The 20005-nt window shown below is 63.5% G+C and carries 17 protein-coding genes and 1 pseudogene; 6 read left to right on the top strand and 12 right to left on the bottom strand.

Translation table 11 applies throughout. The annotated features are described in order from the left end of the window. Positions 1 to 20: 20 nt before the first annotated feature. The 3 genes from ACVWZT_RS24180 to ACVWZT_RS24170 all read right to left on the bottom strand — a co-directional run bounded on the left by ACVWZT_RS24180 (position 21) and on the right by ACVWZT_RS24170 (position 3847). Entirely contained in the window at positions 21 to 1589 is a 1569-nt protein-coding gene (locus ACVWZT_RS24180) for a hypothetical protein (RefSeq protein ID WP_457471836.1), read from the bottom strand. A 127-nt stretch (positions 1590 to 1716) separates the two neighbouring features. Then, a complete protein-coding gene (locus ACVWZT_RS24175; protein WP_296230333.1) occupies positions 1717 to 2211 on the bottom strand; it encodes a DUF934 domain-containing protein in 495 nt (164 codons plus the stop codon). Further along, complete coding sequence (locus tag ACVWZT_RS24170; RefSeq protein WP_186675760.1) at positions 2195 to 3847, bottom strand: nitrite/sulfite reductase; 1653 nt, start codon at positions 3845 to 3847, stop codon at positions 2195 to 2197. The genes ACVWZT_RS24175 and ACVWZT_RS24170 overlap by 17 nt, the downstream gene beginning before the upstream one ends. Before the next feature lie 213 nt (positions 3848 to 4060). Here ACVWZT_RS24170 and ACVWZT_RS24165 point away from each other — a divergent pair, with 213 nt between their 5' ends. After that, on the top strand, positions 4061 to 5137 hold the full coding sequence (locus tag ACVWZT_RS24165; protein WP_457471834.1) for an ABC transporter substrate-binding protein: 1077 nt from the start codon (positions 4061 to 4063) through the stop codon (positions 5135 to 5137). A 286-nt stretch (positions 5138 to 5423) separates the two neighbouring features. Here the strand turns inward: ACVWZT_RS24165 and ACVWZT_RS24160 are convergent, their stop codons facing one another. Both ACVWZT_RS24160 and metH read right to left on the bottom strand, forming a co-directional pair. Then, positions 5424 to 5639, bottom strand: a complete 216-nt coding sequence (locus ACVWZT_RS24160) for a DUF2970 domain-containing protein (RefSeq protein WP_296230329.1) — start codon at positions 5637 to 5639, stop codon at positions 5424 to 5426. Between the two features lie 108 nt (positions 5640 to 5747). Then, positions 5748 to 9455 carry a methionine synthase gene (gene metH / locus ACVWZT_RS24155; protein ID WP_457471832.1) on the bottom strand — a complete coding sequence of 1236 codons (3708 nt, stop codon included), beginning with the start codon at positions 9453 to 9455 and terminating at the stop codon, positions 5748 to 5750. A gap of 176 nt (positions 9456 to 9631) precedes the next feature. Here metH and ACVWZT_RS24150 point away from each other — a divergent pair. From ACVWZT_RS24150 to ACVWZT_RS24130, 5 genes and pseudogenes are all read left to right on the top strand, one after another. Then, positions 9632 to 11934 (top strand): annotated as a pseudogene (locus ACVWZT_RS24150) (fatty acid cis/trans isomerase). A 207-nt stretch (positions 11935 to 12141) separates the two neighbouring features. Next, positions 12142 to 13176 carry an acyltransferase family protein gene (locus ACVWZT_RS24145; RefSeq protein WP_457471830.1) on the top strand — a complete coding sequence of 345 codons (1035 nt, stop codon included), beginning with the start codon at positions 12142 to 12144 and terminating at the stop codon, positions 13174 to 13176. Positions 13177 to 13234: 58 nt separating this feature from the next. Continuing rightward, positions 13235 to 13819 carry a Fe-S biogenesis protein NfuA gene (gene nfuA, locus ACVWZT_RS24140; RefSeq protein WP_003250416.1) on the top strand — a complete coding sequence of 195 codons (585 nt, stop codon included), beginning with the start codon at positions 13235 to 13237 and terminating at the stop codon, positions 13817 to 13819. A 212-nt stretch (positions 13820 to 14031) separates the two neighbouring features. Beyond that, positions 14032 to 14640 carry an SCO family protein gene (locus tag ACVWZT_RS24135; RefSeq protein ID WP_296230319.1) on the top strand — a complete coding sequence of 203 codons (609 nt, stop codon included), beginning with the start codon at positions 14032 to 14034 and terminating at the stop codon, positions 14638 to 14640. Continuing rightward, positions 14641 to 15123: a copper chaperone PCu(A)C gene (locus ACVWZT_RS24130; protein WP_457471828.1), complete on the top strand. Its 483-nt coding sequence runs from the start codon at positions 14641 to 14643 to the stop codon at positions 15121 to 15123. A gap of 39 nt (positions 15124 to 15162) precedes the next feature. Here the strand turns inward: ACVWZT_RS24130 and ACVWZT_RS24125 are convergent, their stop codons facing one another. From ACVWZT_RS24125 to ACVWZT_RS24095, 7 genes are all read right to left on the bottom strand, one after another. Next, on the bottom strand, positions 15163 to 15390 hold the full coding sequence (locus tag ACVWZT_RS24125; RefSeq protein ID WP_296230316.1) for a hypothetical protein: 228 nt from the start codon (positions 15388 to 15390) through the stop codon (positions 15163 to 15165). A 72-nt stretch (positions 15391 to 15462) separates the two neighbouring features. After that, entirely contained in the window at positions 15463 to 16296 is an 834-nt protein-coding gene (locus tag ACVWZT_RS24120; RefSeq protein ID WP_457471827.1) for an AraC family ligand binding domain-containing protein, read from the bottom strand. Next, positions 16293 to 16607 carry an AzlD domain-containing protein gene (locus ACVWZT_RS24115; protein ID WP_296230312.1) on the bottom strand — a complete coding sequence of 105 codons (315 nt, stop codon included), beginning with the start codon at positions 16605 to 16607 and terminating at the stop codon, positions 16293 to 16295. The genes ACVWZT_RS24120 and ACVWZT_RS24115 overlap by 4 nt, the downstream gene beginning before the upstream one ends. Continuing rightward, a complete protein-coding gene (locus tag ACVWZT_RS24110; protein WP_296230311.1) occupies positions 16604 to 17296 on the bottom strand; it encodes an AzlC family ABC transporter permease in 693 nt (230 codons plus the stop codon). The genes ACVWZT_RS24115 and ACVWZT_RS24110 overlap by 4 nt, the downstream gene beginning before the upstream one ends. A gap of 124 nt (positions 17297 to 17420) precedes the next feature. Next, positions 17421 to 18107, bottom strand: a complete 687-nt coding sequence (locus ACVWZT_RS24105) for an SEL1-like repeat protein (protein WP_414707156.1) — start codon at positions 18105 to 18107, stop codon at positions 17421 to 17423. A 146-nt stretch (positions 18108 to 18253) separates the two neighbouring features. Then, on the bottom strand, positions 18254 to 19339 hold the full coding sequence (locus tag ACVWZT_RS24100) for a hypothetical protein (RefSeq protein ID WP_457471825.1): 1086 nt from the start codon (positions 19337 to 19339) through the stop codon (positions 18254 to 18256). A 38-nt stretch (positions 19340 to 19377) separates the two neighbouring features. Then, the gene (locus ACVWZT_RS24095; protein ID WP_296230307.1) at positions 19378 to 20004 is read right to left on the bottom strand and encodes a LysE family translocator; all 627 of its coding nucleotides are present in this window, start codon (positions 20002 to 20004) and stop codon (positions 19378 to 19380) included. Between the last annotated feature and the right edge of the window lies 1 nt (position 20005).

The following is a 20005-nucleotide window of genomic DNA, read 5'->3' as shown; positions in this document are numbered from 1 at the left end:
GGGGCAGGCGGATGCATTGATCAGTCGCGGATCAGCGCTGGGTTGGATTGCAGCAACCACAGACCCCGCAGCGACTGGATCTGTTGCTCAAGGCTGGAGGCGAGGCCAAGTCGCCGCGCCTGCCGGTCGTTCGCCAAGAGCTTTTCGAGCAGTCCCAGCAGGTCGCGTGACTGTTCGGTCGAGGCAGAGGTGGTGACATCGGACTGCAGTTCGGCTTTCTGGTAAGTGCGTACACGCTCCTGCTGGCTGGCCTGTTGCATAGCAGTGGCCTCGACAAGGACGTTGTTGACAAAGCCTATACGGGTCGAGCTGCTGGCTTGGTCATCCACCTCATGGTAGCGGTAGTCCTGCGACTCGCTGTCGAGGCTGAGTTGCAGCTCTACCCATGGGTTGAGGCTCTCGTGCCAGGAAGCCTTCAGCGTACTCTGCTGGTCCTGTTGCAGGCTCAGGTTGGCTGCTCCGCCCTTGCGGGCGGTGGTTTGTGAAACGTTGTAAGTGAAGCTGTCTATTTCATCCGGGCGCATGGGGTTGGTGCGCTTCCCGGGTGTGGAGAGCGAAGCGGTGAAGTCGGCCATGCCGCTCAGCAGCAGGCGGCTGCTCGTGTTTGACCAGATGTCATCAGCCGCCGGGCGCAGGGCGGCGTCGTCGACGCTATTGAGCTGGCGGAAAGCATCCTTGAACAGCGTCATCAATTGTTCATCGCCGTTTCCGCGTTGCTGTGCGGCATCGAACTGGGTCAGGTAGTTCGACACTGCTGCCTGCCGTTGCGCCTCGCTGCCCAGCAAGGTGCCGCCCTGGGTATCGAAGTTCATCTTCACATTGCCGGACGGCGCCTGGAGTTCCAGGCTGCGCGTGTGCTCGTCCATCTGCAGGGCAAACGTCTGTCGGGCTCCGTCTGCGGTTTGCAGTTGTGCCTCTAGTTGCAGGCCGGTGAAGAGCGTGGGGTCGAGCTTCACCAGCGCGCCGAGCTTCAGGCTCGGGGACTCTTGAACAAGGCCGTTGACGGCGGTCTGGAAGCTGTCCGCCATCATTGCCAGGCCTTTGAGTTCACTGGCGGTGAGGTCACCGCCGAGCACCTCGGCATCTACCGCCAAGCCCCTTTCGCTGTTGAACAGCCCCAGGGAAACGGTCGCGCCGGACGCCGTGTTCAGGGTGAAGGTCACGCGGTCGGTGGCGAACTCGCGCAGCCTTGCCTGTTGCAGGCCAAGCAGCATGGGCTCGGCTGCAGCACCGCGATCTACTGCCAGGCCTGACTGGGCAATACGTTGCCCACCGTTGGCTGCCAGTTGTTCCAGCAACGCTGCGCCCAGGCCCTGAAACCGGGAAGCGGTGGAAGAGGCCTGAATCGCGCTATACATGGTCAGGCTCAGCTTGTCGATGCCGTTATGCTCCCAGACATGGCGGACCTGCCCATTGCCGAGGGTGCCTTTGGCGTTGTAGACACCAATGTCGGCGCTGGGCTGCGGCTGGCCAAGGCTGACCTCGCTGCTTGCTGTGGGTTCTGCGGCTTTTACGGCAATGCCTGGAGGTGGCTTGGCAGCAGGCATGTAGGCCTGGGTCATGCGTATGATCGGTGGAATCTGATTCATTCACGCTTCCTGCGTTTTCTGGGGCGTTCGTGCATGATGTCGGCGCGCCATCAGCGAACTTGAATTCCCGACCCGAAAACGCATCGGCCCGCCAAGAAGGCGGGCCGTCAGGCACGGCAGCTGACGATCAGCGGCGGCGGAACAGCGGCAGCGGCTCGTCGGCGGCGGCCTGGTAGGTCACCGAGAAGTCTTTCAGGCTTTGCAGCGCGTCTTCCGGGTCCTTGTCGGCACGGATGGCGAACGCATCGAAGCCGCAGCGGGCCATGAAGAACAGCTGGTCGCGCAGCACGTCACCAATCGCACGCAGCTCGCCCTTGTAGCCATAGCGGTCACGCAGCAGGCGTGCATTGGAGTAGCTGCGCCCGTCGGTGAAGGCCGGGAAGTTCAATGCGATGACCTGGAAGTGTTGCACGTCCTCGCCGATTTCTTCCGCTTCTTCGTCACTGTCCAGCCACACACCCAGGCCACCATCGCGGGCTTTCAGTGCATGGGCATGGTCGCGCCACATCTGCAGCGGGACGATGTAGTCGTCGCAGTTGGTCAGCTCGTCGAACGAGGTCTCCTTCGGCAGCAGGTGCCAGGTTTCGTCGACGATCTGGTTGTTCTTAATGATTCGCTGCATAGACGCGTTCCTTGAAGGGGTCGATGCCGATACGCTGGTAGGTGTCGATGAAACGCTCTTCCTCGGTACGTTGCTCGACGTACACGGCGATCAGCTTCTCGATCACATCGGCCATGTCGTCCTGGGCGAAGGACGGGCCGAGGATCTTGCCCAGGCTCGCGCCACGCGCGGCATTGCCGCCCAGCGATACCTGGTAGAACTCCTCGCCCTTCTTGTCCACGCCGAGAATGCCGATGTGGCCCACGTGGTGGTGGCCGCAGGCGTTCATGCAGCCGGAAATGTTCAGGTCGATCTCGCCGATGTCGAACAGGTAGTCCAGGTCGTCGAAGCGGCGCTGGATGGATTCGGCGATCGGAATCGACTTGGCGTTGGCCAGCGAGCAGTAGTCACCACCCGGGCAGCAGATGATGTCGGTCAGCAGGCCGATGTTCGGGGTGGCGAAGCCGGCTTCGCGCAGCTCCAGCCACAGCGCGTGCAGCTGGCGCTGCTCGACGTCGGCGAGAATGATGTTCTGTTCGTGCGAGGTGCGCAGGAAACCGAAGCTGTAGCGCTCGGCCAGGTCGGCCACGGCGTCCAGTTGCTTGTCGGTCAGGTCGCCCGGGGCAACGCCGGTGGGCTTCAGCGACAGGGTCACGGCCACGTAGCCCGGGCGCTTGTGGGCGCGGGTGTTGCGCGAACGCCAACGGGCAAAGCCTGGGTATTCGGCATCCAGGGCGCTGTAGTCGACGTTGTCCAGGGCCAGGTAGTCCGGGTCGACGAAGTGGCGCGAAACGCGCTGTACTTCGGCTTCGGTCAGGGTGGTGCTGCCGCCGCGCAGGTGAACCATTTCGGCCTCGACCTTCTCGGCGAACACTTCCGGGGTAAGGGCCTTGACCAGGATCTTGATCCGCGCCTTGTACTTGTTGTCACGGCGGCCGTAACGGTTGTACACGCGCAGAATGGCATCCAGGTAGCTGATCAGGTCCTGCCAGGGCAGGAACTCGTTGATGAACGAGCCGACTACCGGAGTACGGCCCAGGCCGCCGCCGACCAGTACGCGGAAGCCCAGCTCGCCAGCGGCATTGCGCACCGGCTCCAGGCCGATGTCGTGCACCTCGATGGCGGCGCGGTCTTCCTGCGAGCCGTTGATGGCAATCTTGAACTTGCGCGGCAGGTAGGCGAATTCCGGGTGGAAGGTGGTCCACTGGCGGACGATTTCACACCACGGGCGTGGGTCGATGATTTCGTCCGCAGCAACACCGGCGAACTGGTCGGTGGTGGTGTTGCGCAGGCAGTTGCCGCTGGTCTGGATCGCATGCATCTGCACCGTGGCCAGCTCGGCAAGGATGTCCGGGACGTCTTCCAGCGCGGGCCAGTTGAACTGTACGTTCTGGCGGGTGGAGATGTGGGCGTAGCCCTTGTCGTAGTCGCGGGCGATCTTGGCCAGGGTGCGGACCTGGCGGGCGTTCAACTGGCCGTACGGCACGGCGACACGCAGCATCGGTGCGAAACGTTGGATGTATAGGCCGTTCTGCAGGCGCAGAGGGCGGAATTCTTCTTCGCTCAGTTCCCCGGCCAGGTAGCGGCGGGTCTGATCACGGAACTGCTTGACGCGGTCCTCGATGATCCGCTGATCGTACTCGTCGTATACGTACATAAAAGTCCTGTCTCAGGCATGCAGCTATTCGCGCGCACGGCCGCGCACTCCGGTTCGGAGCCGGGGAACGATAGCAGGTTGCGTTTATGCGCTAAAGTGATGTTTTTGCATATGAAAAGAACCAAACGGACTATGTGAGATTGACTGCCATTTGTGCGCTGGCTGTGGCCCGGTGTTTATAATCCGGGGTTTGCTTCGCAGGGTTCTGTCCCCATGCTCAAGGCGTTGTGCCAAAGCTTGTGTCTTGTCTTGCCGCTGACGGCCACCGCGCAACCGGCGTCGGTGGTTTTTCTCAACCCGGGGTTGTCCTCCGAGACGTTCTGGACCAGCTATACCCGTTTCATGCAGGCCGCCGCAGACGAGCTGGGCATGACCTTGCGCGTGGAGTACAGCGAGCGCCGTGCCGACCTGGCACTGAGCCGCGCCAGGGCGATCCTGAGCGGGCCGCAGCGGCCGGACTACCTGGTGCTGGTCAACGAGCAGTATGTCGCCCCGGAAATCATGCGCCTGTCGCGTGGCTCCGGGGTCAAGCTGTTCCTGGTCAACAACGGCCTGACCGCCAGCCAGGCCATGAGTGTCAAGGCCCAGCCCGACAAGTATGCCGAGCCCCTGGGCACCCTGGTCAGCAACGACGAGCAGGCAGGCTTCCAGATGTTGCAGCAGATGGTCGCGCAATTGCCCCGGGACAGCGGGCCGGTGGACCTGGTGGCCTTCGCCGGGGTCAAGACCACGCCGGCCTCGCAGTTGCGCGTAGAGGGCATGCGTCGGGCCTTGGCCGATCATCCCCAGGTGCGCCTGCGTCAGGTGGTGTATGGCGGCTGGAACCGTCAGCGTGCCTACGAGCAGGCGCGGCAGCTGCTGGAGCGCTACCCAGGCACGCGCCTGGTGTGGTCGGCCAATGACGAGATGGCCTTTGGCGCCATGCAGGCATGTGAAGAGGCAGGCCGGCGGCCGGGGCGTGACGTGCTGTTCGGTGCAGTTAACGCTTCGCCCGAGGCCTTGCACGCGCGTATCGACGGGCGCCTGAGCGTACTGATGGGCGGGCATTTCACCCTTGGCGGTTGGGCCATGGTGCTGCTGCACGATGATGCCCAGGGGCTGCCGGTGAACCGCGGCCGTCTGCGCGAGCACAGCGTGCCGGTGTTGCAGCTGATCGACCAGGCCAAGGCAAAGCACTGGCTGCAACTGCAGGAACGGGCCGACTACGGCGTCGATTTCCAGCAGTACAGCGCCGAAGGGCGGCCGCCTAGCTACCAGTACCCGTTTCTGGTGTCACCGATCGATTATTGAAAGACCCTGCTTGAGCGAAGGGCATTGCTCGTCTTAACTGCTGGTGTGAAGTGCATTCCCATAACCACTACAAGAGGCAATGCAATGGGAAACTCAACCAAGGTCCGTAAAGCTGACAGCAGTGTCGATGCCTGGGCGATCCTCTGCCTGATCGTCCTGGTGGTGGTCACCGCCGTGTATTGGGTCAGCCACCAGTAGACTTGTCTTCAAGACCATGATGCAGCAGGGCGCCTGCGGGGGAAATCCCGCAGGCGTTTTATCGTGCCAGCGAACAGACCGCTAGCGGCTAGCGGGCAAGGTGCAGGGCCAGTTGCACCAGGCCGATCAGTACGGCAATGAACACCAGGGTGAACAGCGTCCCCAGCGCAATGAAATGGCTGGCCTTGCCGTGGGTGAAGTCGCGGGTGCGGTTCTTGCCGCTTTGTACGCCAAAGGCGGCGGCAAGAATGCTGTGCAGCATCTGCCAGAAAGTCGGCGGTTTGCCCTGGCTGGAATCGTCCATGGTGGCTCCTGGAAAAAGCAGAGGCAATCAGGGACAGTGTAGGCAATCAGGCGGGGTTGGCATGGCCGGCTTCTTCGCGAGTCACCCCGCGAAGAAGCCGGCGCCGACTCAGCTGTCGTACCCGAGGTTGGGCGCCAGCCAGCGCTCGCTCACGCTGATGTCCTGGCCTTTGCGCGCGCTGTAGTTTTCGATCTGGTCGCGGTCGACCTTGCCCACGGCAAAGTACTGTGCCTGCGGGTGGGCAAAGTACCAGCCGCTGACTGCCGCCGCCGGGAACATCGCGAAGTGGTCGGTAAGGAACACGCCGCTCGGCCCGGTTTCGCCGATGGCCGTGCCGTCCAGCAGGCGGAACAGGGTTTCCTTCTCGGTGTGGTCCGGGCAGGCCGGGTAGCCCGGTGCCGGGCGAATGCCGCGGTATTGCTCCTTGATCAGCGCCTCGTTGTCGAGGTGCTCGTCGCGGGCGTAGCCCCAGTGTTCCTTGCGCACCTGCTCGTGCAGCCATTCGGCGCAGGCTTCGGCCAGGCGGTCAGCCAGGGCCTTGACCATGATCGAGCTGTAGTCGTCACCCTTGTCCTGATAGGCCTTGGCCAGTTCCTCGGCGCCGATGCCGGCGGTGGTGATGAAGCCGCCGACATAATCGGTGACACCGCTGGCCTTCGGCGCGACGAAGTCGGCCAGTGACCAGTTGGGCTTGCCGTCCGGCTTGATGGTCTGCTGGCGCAAGTGATGCAGGGTGGCCAGGGCCTGGCCGTCGTCGCCGTACACTTCGATATCGTCATCGGCCACCTGGTTGGCCGGCCAGAAGCCGAACACCGCACGGGCGCTGATCAGCTTTTCGTCGATCAGCTTGTCGAGCATCTCGCGTGCATCCTGGTACAGCGCCGTGGCCGCCTCGCCAACCACCTCGTCGGTCAGAATGCGCGGGAACTTGCCGGCCAGGTCCCAGGAAATGAAGAACGGCGTCCAGTCGATGTATTCGGCCAGGGTGCGCAGGTCGATGTTCTCCAGCACCTTGACGCCAGTGAAGGAGGGCACAGCGGGCTGGTAGCCGGCCCAGTCGTACTGCGGCTTGGCTGCAACGGCCTGGGCGTAGCTCAGGCGCTCGGTGCGGGCACTGCGGTTGGCCGTGCGCTCGCGCACTTGCTGGTATTCCTCGCGGGTCTTCTCGACGAAGCCCGCTTTCAGTTCCTTGGACAGCAACTGGGTGGCAACACCCACGGCACGCGAAGCGTCGGTGACATAGACCACTGCATCGTTGCTGTACTTGGGTTCGATCTTGACGGCGGTGTGCGCCTTGGAGGTGGTGGCGCCACCGATCATCAACGGCAGGTTGAAGCCCTGGCGTTGCATTTCGCGGGCGACGTGGACCATCTCGTCAAGTGACGGCGTGATCAGGCCGGACAGGCCGATGATGTCGCACTTCTGGTCGCGGGCGGTTTGCAGGATCTTCTCGGCCGGCACCATCACGCCAAGGTCGACGATGTCGTAGCCGTTGCAGCCCAGCACCACGCCGACGATGTTCTTGCCGATATCGTGCACGTCGCCTTTTACCGTGGCCATGAGGATCTTGCCCTTGGCCTCCGGCTTGTCGCCTTTCTCGGCTTCGATGAACGGAATCAGGTGCGCCACCGCCTGTTTCATCACGCGGGCCGACTTGACCACCTGCGGCAGGAACATCTTGCCCGCACCGAACAGGTCGCCCACCACGTTCATGCCGCTCATCAGCGGGCCTTCGATGACTTCGATGGGGCGCGCGCATTGTTGACGGCATTCTTCGGTATCTTCGACGATGAACGCCGTGATGCCTTTCACCAGCGCGTGCTCCAGGCGTTTTTCCACCGGCAGCGAGCGCCACTCTTCGTTCTCCACTTCCCTGGTGGCACCGCCGCCCTTGTAGTCGTCGGCAATGGCCAGCAGTGCATCGGTGCCATGCGCGGTGCGGTTGAGCACGACGTCCTCGACCTTCTCCCGCAGCTCGGCGGGGATCTCGTCGTAGATCTCCAGCTGGCCGGCGTTGACGATACCCATGGTCAGGCCGTTCTGGATCGCGTGGTACAGGAACACGGAATGGATCGCTTCACGTACCGGGTTGTTGCCACGGAACGAGAACGACACGTTGGACACGCCACCCGAACTCAGTGCGTACGGCAGGTGGTCGCGGATGTAGGCGCAGGCCTCGATGAAATCGACGGCGTAATTGTTGTGCTCCTCGATACCGGTGGCGACGGCGAAGATGTTCGGGTCGAAGATGATGTCTTCTGGTGGGAAGCCCACTTCGTTGACCAGGATGTCATAGCTGCGCTGGCAGATTTCCTTCTTGCGTGCGGCGGTGTCGGCCTGGCCGACCTCGTCGAACGCCATCACCACCACGGCGGCGCCATAGCGCTTGCACAGGCGGGCATGGTGCTTGAACTGCTCGACGCCTTCCTTCATGGAAATCGAGTTGACGATGCCCTTGCCCTGGATGCACTTGAGGCCCGCTTCGATCACCTCCCACTTGGACGAGTCGATCATGATCGGCACGCGTGAGATATCGGGCTCGCCAGCGATCAGGTTGAGGAAGCGGACCATGGCGGCCTGGGAGTCGAGCATCCCCTCGTCCATGTTGATGTCGATCACCTGGGCGCCGGCCTCGACCTGCTGCAGGGCAACTTCCAGGGCTTCGGTGTAGTTTTCCTCACGGATCAGCCGGGCGAACTTGGCGGAGCCGGTGATGTTGGTGCGCTCGCCGACGTTGACGAACAGCGACTGGCGGTCGATGGTGAAGGGTTCCAGGCCTGACAGGCGGCAGGCCTTGGCGATTTGCGGAATCTTGCGCGGCGGGTACTTGGCCACGGCTTCGGCGATGGCCTGGATGTGCCCCGGCGTGGTACCACAGCAACCGCCGATGATGTTGAGGAAGCCGCTGGCGGCGAATTCTTCGACCACGGCGGCCATTTCCGCCGGGGTCTCGTCGTATTCGCCGAAAGCGTTGGGCAGGCCGGCGTTGGGGTGGGCCGAGACGTGGGTGTCGGCCTTGGTCGCCAGTTCTTCCAGGTACGGGCGCAGGTCCTTGGCGCCGAGGGCGCAGTTCAGGCCCACGGAAATCGGCTTGGCATGGCGAACCGAGTTCCAGAACGCCTCGGTGGTCTGGCCCGACAGCGTGCGGCCGGAGGCGTCGGTGATGGTGCCGGAGATCATGATCGGCAGTTCGATAGCGTCTTCTTCGAATACCTGTTGCACGGCGAAGATCGCCGCCTTGGCGTTGAGGGTGTCGAAGATGGTCTCGATCAGCAGCAGGTCGGCGCCGCCTTCGATCAGGCCGCGGGTGGCCTCGATGTAGTTGGCGACCAGTTCGTCGAAGGTGACGTTGCGGTAACCGGGGTCGTTGACGTCCGGGGAAATCGAGCAGGTGCGGCTGGTCGGGCCGAGTACGCCGGCGACGAAGCGCGGCTTGTCCGGGGTTTCCAGGGTCTTGGCGTCGGCTACCTGGCGGGCGATGCGTGCGCCTTCGACGTTCAGCTCGTACACCAGCGCTTCCATGCCGTAGTCGGCCTGGGAAATCTGCGTGGCGTTGAAGGTGTTGGTTTCGAGGATATCGGCCCCGGCATCCAGGTAGGCCTTCTCGATGGCGGCGATCACATCGGGGCGGCTGAGCAGCAGCAGGTCGTTGTTACCTTTGACATCGCTTGGCCAATCGGCGAAGCGCGTGCCACGATAGTCGTGTTCCTCGAGCCGGTAGCTTTGGATCATAGTACCCATGCCGCCGTCGAGGATCAGGATGCGCTCTGCGAGTGCGTTCTGGAGTGCTTGGAGACGAGCGCTACGGTCGGACATAGGAACTACCTGGTCGGGCAAATTTCAGAAGGTGCCGAATCATAACAAAGCTGCGCGGTTTTTAGGCATGTCGCCCATTTGCATGAAAACTGCTCATGTTGGCAGGCCTGCTGGCAGTGCATCCAAGGACGATCAGGCAAAAACGTGATGGTTTCAATTCCCAGGACTTTCCGCACATGGTGCATCGTATTCTTGCCGCCGCTTTCGCGCTGTTCATCAGTAGCGTGGCGTTCGCGCAAGCCCCACAGTCGAGCCCGGCTATTTCCTATACCCGGGACATCCAACCGATCTTCACCGAAAAATGCGTGGCCTGCCACGCCTGCAACGATGCTGCCTGCCAGCTGAAGCTGGAAAGCCCCGAGGGCGCCGTGCGCGGTGCGACCAAGGTGCCGGTCTACCAGGGCGAGCGCAGCAGGGCGGTGCCCACCACGCGGTTGTTCTACGACGCCCACAGCGAGGGCGAGTGGCGCAAGAAGGGCTTCTATTCGGTCCTCGACAACCAGGGCAGCCAGGCCGCGCTGATGGCCCGCATGCTGGAGCTGGGGCACAAGACCCCGCTTACGCCCAACGCCAAGCTGCCTGAAGAAATCGTCCTGGGCCTGAACCGCAACAATATGTGCCCCTTGCCCGAGGAGTTCGACGCTTATGCCGGCGCTCACCCCAAGGAGGGCATGCCGCTGGCGGTGACCGGCCTGACCGACAACGAATACGACACCCTGCGCCGCTGGCTGGCTGGCGGTGCGCCGGTCGAGTACCAGCCAGTCAAGCCAAGCGCGATCGAAGCCACGCAGATCGCCGAATGGGAAGAACTGCTCAACCGCCCCGGCTCCACCGAGGCGCTGGTCGGCCGCTGGCTGTACGAGCACCTGTTCCTGGCTCACATCTACTTCACCGGAGGCGAGCAGGGCCACTTCTTCCAGTGGGTGCGCTCGCGCACCCCGAGCGGGCAGCCGGTCGACCTGATCGCCACGCGCCGCCCCAACGACCCGCCGGGCACCGACTTCTATTACCGCTTGATCCCGGTGCAGGGCGTGATCGTGCACAAGACCCACATCACCTACCCGATGGGGCCGCAGAAGCTCAAGCGGGTCAAGCAACTGTTCTACGCCGGCGACTGGCACGCCGCTGCCTTGCCAGGCTACGGCCCGCGCCACCGGGCCAACCCGTTCGAGACCTTCGAGGCGATCCCGGCGGTGGCGCGCTACCAGTTCATGCTGGATAACGCCGAGTACTTCGTGCGTACCTTCATCCGCGGCCCGGTCTGCCGTGGGCAGATCGCCACTGATGTGATCCGCGACAACTTCTGGGCGTTGTTCCAGGAGCCAGCCCACGACCGTTACATCACCGATGCCCAGTACCGGGGCGAGGCCACGCCGCTACTGGCCATGCCTGGGCAGATCGATGACGTTGGCAGTGTGCTGAGCCTGTGGCACGCCTACCGCGACAAACGCAACGAGTACGAGAAACTGCGCCGCGAAGCCTACGCCGACATGCCGGCGCCGGGCTGGGCCACACTGTGGGCCGGTAACGACAACGCGCTGCTGAGCATCTTCCGCCACTTCGACAGCGCCGCGGTGACCAAGGGCCTGGTTGGCGATGTGCCACTGACCGTGTGGCTGTTCGATTACCCGCTGTTCGAGCGCACCTATTATCAGTTGGCGGTCAACTTCGACGTGTTCGGCAACGTCTCGCATCAGTTGCAGACGCGCCTGTATTTCGACCTGATCCGCAACGGTGCCGAAATCAACTTCCTGCGCCTGATGCCGGCCGACCAGCGCAAGGCGATCCTCGGCGACTGGTATCAGAACAGCGGCAAGGTGAAGATGTGGATGGACTACGAGGACATCGACACCGACACCCCAACCGGCATCAAGCTCGACCTGCGCGACCCCAAGCGCGACTTTGGCCTGCAGCTGCTGCAGCGCACCGGCAGCCTGAATGCCGCGCCCGACCCGATCAACCGCTGCCAGGGCGCGTACTGCTCACGGCCGCAGATGAGTGAAGAGTTCCGCAATGTCGAACAGTCGCTCAGCCGCCTGGTGTCGCGCCCGGCTGCCGGGTTGAAGGTGATCAACCAGCTGCCCGAGGCGACTCTGCTGCGCATCGAAGGGCAGGGTGGCCAGCGTCAGGTGTACAGCCTGCTGCGCAACCGCGCGCACAGCAACGTGGCGTTCCTGCTGGGTGAGGCGTACCGCTACCAGCCGGGCCTGGACACCCTGACCCTGTACCCGGGCGTGCTCAGCAGCTACCCGAACTTCATCTTCAACATCCCGGCCACAGATGTGCCGGAGTTCGTCGAGGACATGGAGTACGCCAAGGATGATGCTGCGCGCGCTTCGAGCGTATCGTCATGCGCTGGGGTGTGCGCCGCAGCCACCCCGAGTTCTGGCGCTACTTCCATGACCTCAACAGCTTCATCAAGGAGACCGAGCCGGTCGAGGCGGGCGTGCTGGACATGAACCGCTACCAGAACCTCTGATCGGGCGGGCTGACCTTTGCGCCTACCCTGCGGTCGGAAATGCTGGGTGGTCCGGGGGTTGCTGTGCAGCCCCATCGCCGGCCAGCCAACTCCACGGGGTGCTGCACATGCCTGAAAGCTGCGCAGTACCCGTGGCAGCGGGCTTACCAGCGGTGGAGCGCACTGCGCTCCAAAGGCCTCAATGCACCGGCAATTGCAGGGTATTCCATGCTGTATTCGCTTCAGGCACTGCGGGCGTTCGCCGCCTGGGTGGTGGTTTGCCACCATTTCATGCAGATCTTCTTCGACTTCCATGCCACCGGCCCCATTGGCCAACTGCTCACCGACCGTGGCGCTGTTGGCGTCGACATCTTCTTCGTCATCAGCGGGCTGGTCATCTACCTGTCGACCCGTGACAAGCCCATCGAACCGCGCCAGTTCCTGCTAAACCGGGTGTTGCGCATCGTCCCGGCCTATTGGTTCTACACGGCGCTGATGGCCACGCTGTTGCTCGCTTTCAGTCAATGGATGCCGCACCAGGCGTTCACCTGGCAGCACCTGTGGTTGTCGCTGTTGTTCATCCCGGCGGAAAACCCTGGCGGCTACGGCTTGTACCCGACCTTGAACGTGGGCTGGACGCTGAATTTCGAAATGTTCTTCTACTTGCTGTTCGGCCTGGCCTTCCTGGTCCGCCAGCGCCGTTACCAACTGCTGGCGACCGCTGCGCTGCTGCTGGTCAGTGAGGTGCTGGGCCGGCTGGGTGTGCTCAGCCGTTTCTACAACAACCCGATCATCTATGAATTCCTGCTCGGCATCGGCCTGGGCGTGTTGCTCCGCAGCGGGCTGATCCGCCATGCCCGCTGGCTGCCGTTGCTGTTGTTGGCGCTGGCGAGCCTGGCCATCTACTACCTGGACGCTTCCCGGCGGCTGCTCAACTGGGGGGTGCCGAGCGCAATGATCGTGCTGGCCTTCGTGGCCCTGGAGCCGCAGTTCCGTGGCAACCGGCTGCTCAAGGCCTTGGGCGACTGTTCGTATTCGGTGTACCTGGTCCATGTGCTGGTGCTGTACGTCGGCTGGTTCGCCAGCCAGCGCCTGCAACTGAACCCGTACCTGGTATTCGCCCTGTGCGTGCCGTCCATTGGACTAATGTCGTGGTTCAGCTACCGCTGGCTGGAGCGCGGCCTGTACCGGCGCCTGCAGGCCTGGTTGGCGGCGCCACGGGAGCCAGCCCCTGAATATGTGCTTTCCCGAGTCAAATACTAGGACTTTGTTCGAAGGCCGGGTTGGCGTACACTTGGCCGCAAGTCTGTGAGGAACCTACATGAGCGCTATAACCATTACCGACGCCGCCCATGACTACCTGGCCGATCTGCTCTCCAAGCAGAATACGCCTGGCATCGGCATTCGCATTTTCATCACCCAGCCAGGCACCCAGTACGCCGAAACCTGTATCGCCTACTGCAAGCCGGGCGAAGAGAAGCCTGACGACACCGCCGTAGGTCTGAAGAGCTTTACCGCTTACCTGGATGCCGTCAGCGTGCCGTTCCTGGAAGACGCGCTGGTCGACTACGCTACCGACCGCATGGGCGGCCAGTTGACCATCAAGGCGCCGAACGCCAAGGTGCCGATGGTCAACGAAGACAGCCCGATCAACGAGCGCATCAATTACTACCTGCAGACCGAGATCAACCCCGGCCTGGCCAGCCACGGCGGCCAGGTGAGCCTGGTGGACGTGGTCGACGACGGCATCGCCGTGCTGCAGTTCGGCGGTGGTTGCCAGGGTTGTGGCCAGGCCGACGTGACCCTGAAGGAAGGCATCGAGCGTACGCTGCTGGAACGCATTCCCGAGCTGAAGGGCGTACGCGACGTGACTGACCACAGTCAGAAAGAGAACGCCTACTACTGATGCTGGATGGGCTGCTGCTACAAGGCCGCGCCTTAGCAACAAAGTGTTACTGTTTCAAGCCCTGCGACAACAGGCCGCAGCCCGTATTCCAAGGGCTGCAGCCGACCATCGCCTTGCCCGGGTAGAACCCTTCGGGGGGCCATGCCAGAATGCCCCGGCATTTCGTCCGGCCCGTCCCGAGGGCCGGCACCTCCCCTGTAAAGGATGGTTTCATGAATGATCTATATACCCGGCGCGCAGTTGTCGCCGGGATGGGCGTTCTCGGGCTTGGCCTGCTGGCAGGCTGCAGCCCGGCCCGGGGGCTCGAGTTCAAGTACGGCAAGAACATGAGCAACGAGATCCTGGGGCGCAAGTTCAGCCTCAAGGACACCCAGGGCAACGTACGCACCCTGTCGAGTTTCTACGGCAGCATGCCGATGATCTTCTTCGGCTTTACCCAGTGCCCGGCGGTCTGCCCGACCACGCTGGCGCGCGCCGCACAGATTCGCAAGCTGCTCAGAGGCCGTGACCGCGACCTGTTCCAGGTGGTGCTGATCACCCTGGACCCGGAGCGCGACACCCCGGAAGTGCTGGACGCCTACGTCAAGGCGTTCGACCCGTCGTTCACCGCGCTCACCGGCACCCCCGAAGAGATCGCCGCAGTGGCCAAGGAATTCAAGGTGTTCTACGAGAAGGTCCCGGCCGGGGATACCTATACCGTCTCGCACTCGTCCACCAGCTATGTCTACGATACGCGCGGCACGTTGCGCCTGAGCCTGGGTCATGCCCTGACCGCCCAGGAGTGCGCCGAAGACCTGGTTACCCTGATGGAGATCTGCTGAATGTCGATGCAACCGATCAAGCGCGGCCTTGCCGCCCTGGCCCTGATGGGCCTGGCCTTGCCAGCCCTGGCCCAAACCACCGTGAGCGATGCCTGGGTGCGTGCCAGCGTGCCGCACCAGCAGTCCACCGGGGCTTTCATGACCCTGACCGCCAGCAGCGACAGCAAGTTGGTGGGTGTGGCGTCCAAGGTAGCCAAGACCGTTCAGGTGCACGAGATGACCATGAACGGCGACGTGATGGGCATGCGTGAGGTGAAAACTGTCGAGTTGCCAGCCGGCAAAGCCGTGACGCTGGATCCGAACGGCCTGCACGTGATGCTGATGGGGCTGGGCAATCAGGTGAAGGAGGGGGAGAAAGTGCCGCTGACCCTGACCATCGAAGATGCCAGGGGTGCCAGGGAAACCGTGGAGGTACAGGCTGAAGTGCGAGCGCTCACCGCCGAGGCGGGCACCGGGCATGAGCACATGCACATGAACCACTGACAGATTTGAAACGGGGCCGCTTTGCGGCCCTGTTCATTTTCAGCTGCGAAACTTCGGCAGTGGCCTGTCGAGCGTCAGTGAGGTAAGGGTCTTGCGCACCTTGGCCTCGTCAGCCTCCAGGGCCTTCAGGCTGGCGCGGATCTTGCCGGCGGCGGGCACATCGCCCTGCCGGTCGATCCAGTCGGCAATCTCCTTGCAGGCGCTGCTCAGGCAGGCTTGGCGCTGGTTCATCAGCGACAGCAGGGTGGTGAGCTCTGTTTCGGACATGGCAGGATCCTCCGTTCAGCTCTGTCAGTGTAGCAGTGGCTGGCGGGATTACCTGTGCCCGGCTGTCGCAGCTCAGGCCGGCAGGCAGGCGCTGCGGTAGGCCCCCGGGGTCACCCCATAGGCCTGCTTGAATTGCCGGCTCAGATGACTTTGGTCGGCGTAACCCAGGTCGAACGCCACCTCCGAGGCTGCCCAGCCACGCTTGAGCATTTCCCGTGCTCGGGCCAGGCGGCGCTGTTTCAGCCAGGCATGGGGCGGCAGGCCGGTGGCCTGGCGGAACACCCGGGCGAAATGAAATGGTGACAGGTTGACCGCCGCCGCCAGCGCTTCCAGCGAGGGCGGGTCGGCCAGCTGGCTTTCCAGCAGCTCGCGGGCGCGGGCCACCGCCAGCGGTTCCTGGCCGGGGGCCGCAGGTTCGGCGCATTGCCCATGGCGCTGCACCAGGGCCAGCACTGCCTGGCGCCAGGCGGTCTGTTGCTGCAGGGCACTAGCGCCTGCCTCGGACAGTTGGTGCAACTGGCTGAAGGCGCTGGCCAGGGCCGGGTCATTGATCACGCTGTCCTTGAAACGGGGCATGCCGTGGCGGCCCAGTTCCAGTTCCTCGAGCACCCCGGTTACCCGCTCGTGCTCCGGGTAGAAGCCTCGGTAGCGCCAGCCCGCTTCGTGGGCAGTGGCCCCGGTATGCAACTCGTCAGGGTTGATCAGCACCATGCTGCCGACCGGCGCCAGGTGCTCGCTACCGCGGTGCCAGAACCGCTGGGCACCCGACTCGATCACAGTAAACACGTAGCCTTCATGTACATGCGGGGCGAAGCGTTGCTGGAAATAGCGTGCATGCAGCATCTCGACGTCGCCCAGTGCCGGCGCCTGCCACAGGTGTGTCTGCTCGCGCAGAGGCGTGCTCATGGCAGCCAGCTGCGCAGGGCGTAGAAGATCAACATGCTCACCAGCATGCTCAGTAGCACGCTGCGGGTCAACAGCACCAGGGCGATGGCCACCAGCGAACCCAGCAGGTAGGGGTTGAGCAGGCTCAGGTCGAGCTGGTGCCCGGGCATGAAGATGATCGGGGCGCAGATCGCGGTGAGCATGCCCGGCACGGCAAAGCCGAGGAATTGCCTGGCGTTGGAACTCAGGCGCAACGGCAGGCGTGGCTCCAGGAATGCATAGCGGTTGAGGAACACAATGGCGCCCATGGCGAAAATCAGGATCCAGGTCATGAGCGGGCTCCGGCGAATTTCTGGCAGATGAAACCGGCACTCATGCCCAGCAGGCCTGCCGCTACCAGGGCGGTTTCCCATTGCCAGTGGCTGAACAGTACCGAGCAGAACAGAGACACTGCCACGCACACCACCGTGGCCAGGTTGCGCACCAGCGGTGTGATCAGCGCGACGAAAGTGGCGACGATGGAGAAGTCCAGGCCGAGCTGGTCCAGATGGGGAATGTTCTGCCCCAACAGGATGCCGGCCAGGGTAAACAGGTTCCAGGCAATGTAGAACGTCAGCCCCACGCCAAGGGCATACCAGCGGTTGAACTGTTGCTGGTCGTACTGGCTGGTGAGGGCAAAGAACTCGTCGGTCAGGAGAAAGCCCAGGCCCAGCCGCCAGCGCAACGGCTGGTTGCACAGCAGCGGGCGCATCGACAGGCCATACAACAGGTGCTGCGAGGTCAGCAGCAGGGTGGTCAGCAGGATCGACGCCAGGTTGGCGCCGCCCTTGAGCATGCCGATGGCGACCAGTTGCGCGGCCCCGGCGAAGACAATGGCCGATAGCCCTTGCCCTTGCCAGGCGCTGAGGTTGGCTTCGATGGCCATGGAGCCGGCCAGCAGGCCCCAGGGGGCGACGGCCAGCGACAGCGGCAGGCTGGCGATGGCACCGTGGAGGTAAGCTTGGCGTGCAATGTGGGACATGATGGCTGCAGTGCATGTACAAGGCAGGCCAGCATGCCAGAAGGCGCGGGGGAATGGCTTGAACGATCTTGCTGGTTGACGCGGGTTGCTGTTTGCTGGACGACGCGGTTCCTGCAAAGGCGGCTCAGGGATGGCTGGTCAGGTGCTGTTGCGCCGTGACGCAGCCATTTATCTCGACGGCCTTTTGCAGCAGGCTCTGGCGATGTTGCGGATCGAGGTCGCCGAGCAGGCGGTACACCTCGGCCTGGTAGTCGCGCTGACGCCCCCACTGCATTTCCAGCCCCTGCGGCCTGTTGCGGTTGCAGGCCAGGCGCGTGGCCGGCTGCGGGTAGTAGGAGGCATATACCGTGGCCATGTTGGGAATGGCCTCCAGTGCAGCACGGTATTCTTCGCTGACGTTGTAGGGGGGGCACCAGGTGGCAATGGCCGGCGCCGGTGCGGCGAAGCCCTGCTTGAGGCTGGCTTCGAGCAATGGGCAGGCGGCATCTGGAATCTGTGCCGCAGGCAGGTAGGTCATGTAGTACAGCGCCAGGCGGTACTGTGCGACCGGGTGGCCCAGCTCGACGGATTTTTTCAGCAAGGCAACCGCCGTGGGCAGGGTATGAGCCATCGCCTGGCCCTGGCGGCTGAGTTCCGGGTCGCCAGTCACGGCCGTGCGCAGCGTAGTGGCGCTGTCATCCTGGCTGTCAGCCTGCTCCAGCAATGGCAGGGCCTGGCGGTAGAGCAGGTCGGCATGCGGGTCGATACGCACCTCATGTGCATGCGCGGCCAGTGGCATCAGGGCGATCAACAGTGGGGGCAAGCGAAGCATGCGTTTCACAGGCAGACTCCACGGGGTGCCAGGTACTGATGGACGGCTTCGATGTTCATGGCGGTCAAACGGGCGCCTCGGGCAGGTCGGAACGACGGCCTATTCTAGCCACCCGAGGGCTTCGCCGGAAGACCACCTGCCGACTCTCAGACGAGCTTGACTGGCGAGACCTTGCGTTGGGCGTGTTTTTCCTGGGCCAGGCCAAGCTTGGCGGTGATCACCTTGGCCAGCGCATTGTTGCCCAGGTCGTTCAGGTGCAGACGGTCGATGAACAGGTCGGCGCCGAACACCGGCGAGCTGCTGAGCATGCTGTTCATGTCGTAGCAAGGGACCGGTTCGGCCTGGCTCTTGATGCGGCGGAAGAAAGCCGAATGCAACTGGCTGTCGAAGACGCCGTCCAGCAACCGGTCGAAATTTGCCGGTTGCCGTTCCAGCGCGTCCAGCATGGCTTGCTCGCCAGCCGGCAGGCTGTCCCGGCACCAGGGCAGCAGCGGCTGCAGGATGAAGGTCAGGGTGGCGTGGCTGTCAGCCAGCAAGCGGTCCCACTGGCGCAAGGTCCGGCCGATAAGGTCGGCCGCACGCGCCATGCGCTTTTCCGGGGACGACAATGGCCAGGTTGCCGGCGTTTCGACCGGAGTGGGCGCGACCAACGCCTGACTGATGCGCCGCCACAGTGATGGTCGGCGGGGCGGCGCGGCAGGCTGCAGGCCTTCGCTGAAACTGTTGAGAAAACGCTGGTAGGCCTTGGCGTGCTGCGGGTCGTGCTGGTTGCCGAGGACTTCGCTGAGGGCTTCGTGGGCCAGGCTGTTGACGCCACTCAGCACTACCACATGGCCGATCTGGCCAAGGCGGTGCTGGTGGGTAAGGAACATCAGCAGTTCCTGGCTGGCGTTGAGCCCGCAGCCGGCCAGGCTCAGCCAGACTTCGCCGGTGAGCATCGACAGGTGCGAAGCCACCGTATGTTCATCGGAGCTGGCGCCGATGCCCAGGGCGGTAGAGCCACCCACCAGCAGGTTGATGCGTGCCGCACTGCCGCGCTCGGCCGCCGAGAAGCGCTTGCCGGCGCAATGGCTATAGCGCAGGCCCAGGGCATCGGTGTTGATGGTACCGGAGCGGTAGTCGGTTTCATGGACATGCACGGTGTGCGGGGCACGCCGGCTGCCCAGCAGCAGAAAGCGCTGGTAGTCCTGTTGCAACGGTGAAGGCGCCCGGTTCGGGTCTGTCGCGGTCATGGGGTCTCCTTCTGTTGCAACGGGCGCCTGCAGCACTTTCAGGCTGCCAGTTCCCTGAGGTTGTACAGCAGGCCGCCAGCCGCGATCAGCAGCAGGGCGACGCCCGAGGCCAGGCTGATCATGCGGTTGCTGCGTTGCGAGGCGATCTTGCCGATGGCGAAGATGTACAGGCTGAGCACGGCGAAGTCGATGGCCACCCACAGCAGCGACAGCACCACCATGCTCTTGCCGAACGACTCGGTGATCTGGATGAACTGCGGGAAGAAGGCGATGAAGAAAATGATGTCCTTCGGGTTGGAAATGCCCACCATGAAGCCCTGCAGCAGCCCGCCGCGGCCGGGCTTGGCGGATTCAGCCGGTGCCTCGGATGCAGGCGCCGCCAGGGCTTCCCTGAGCGTGCCTACGGCGATGTAGCCGATGAACAGGCAGCCCAGCAGGCTCATGACGCTCAGCCAGGTCTTGTCGATGGCCGCGCTGGTGAGGATGATCCAGGCGGCCGCGCCGATCAGCACCAGTGACGCCCAGTTGGTGCCGACTGCGGTGAAAATGGCTTTGCGCGAGCCGGACGCGGCCGCGGTGTTGACGATCAAAGCCACCACCGGGCCGGGGGTGGCGATCAGCAGCAGTACGGTAAGGGCATAGGTAGCGGTGAGTGCGGTATTCACG

Source organism: Pseudomonas sp. TE21394 (assembly GCF_054057835.1).
The sequence above is the reverse complement of the archived record's forward strand: the minus strand, read 5'-3'. Positions and strand labels throughout refer to the sequence as shown.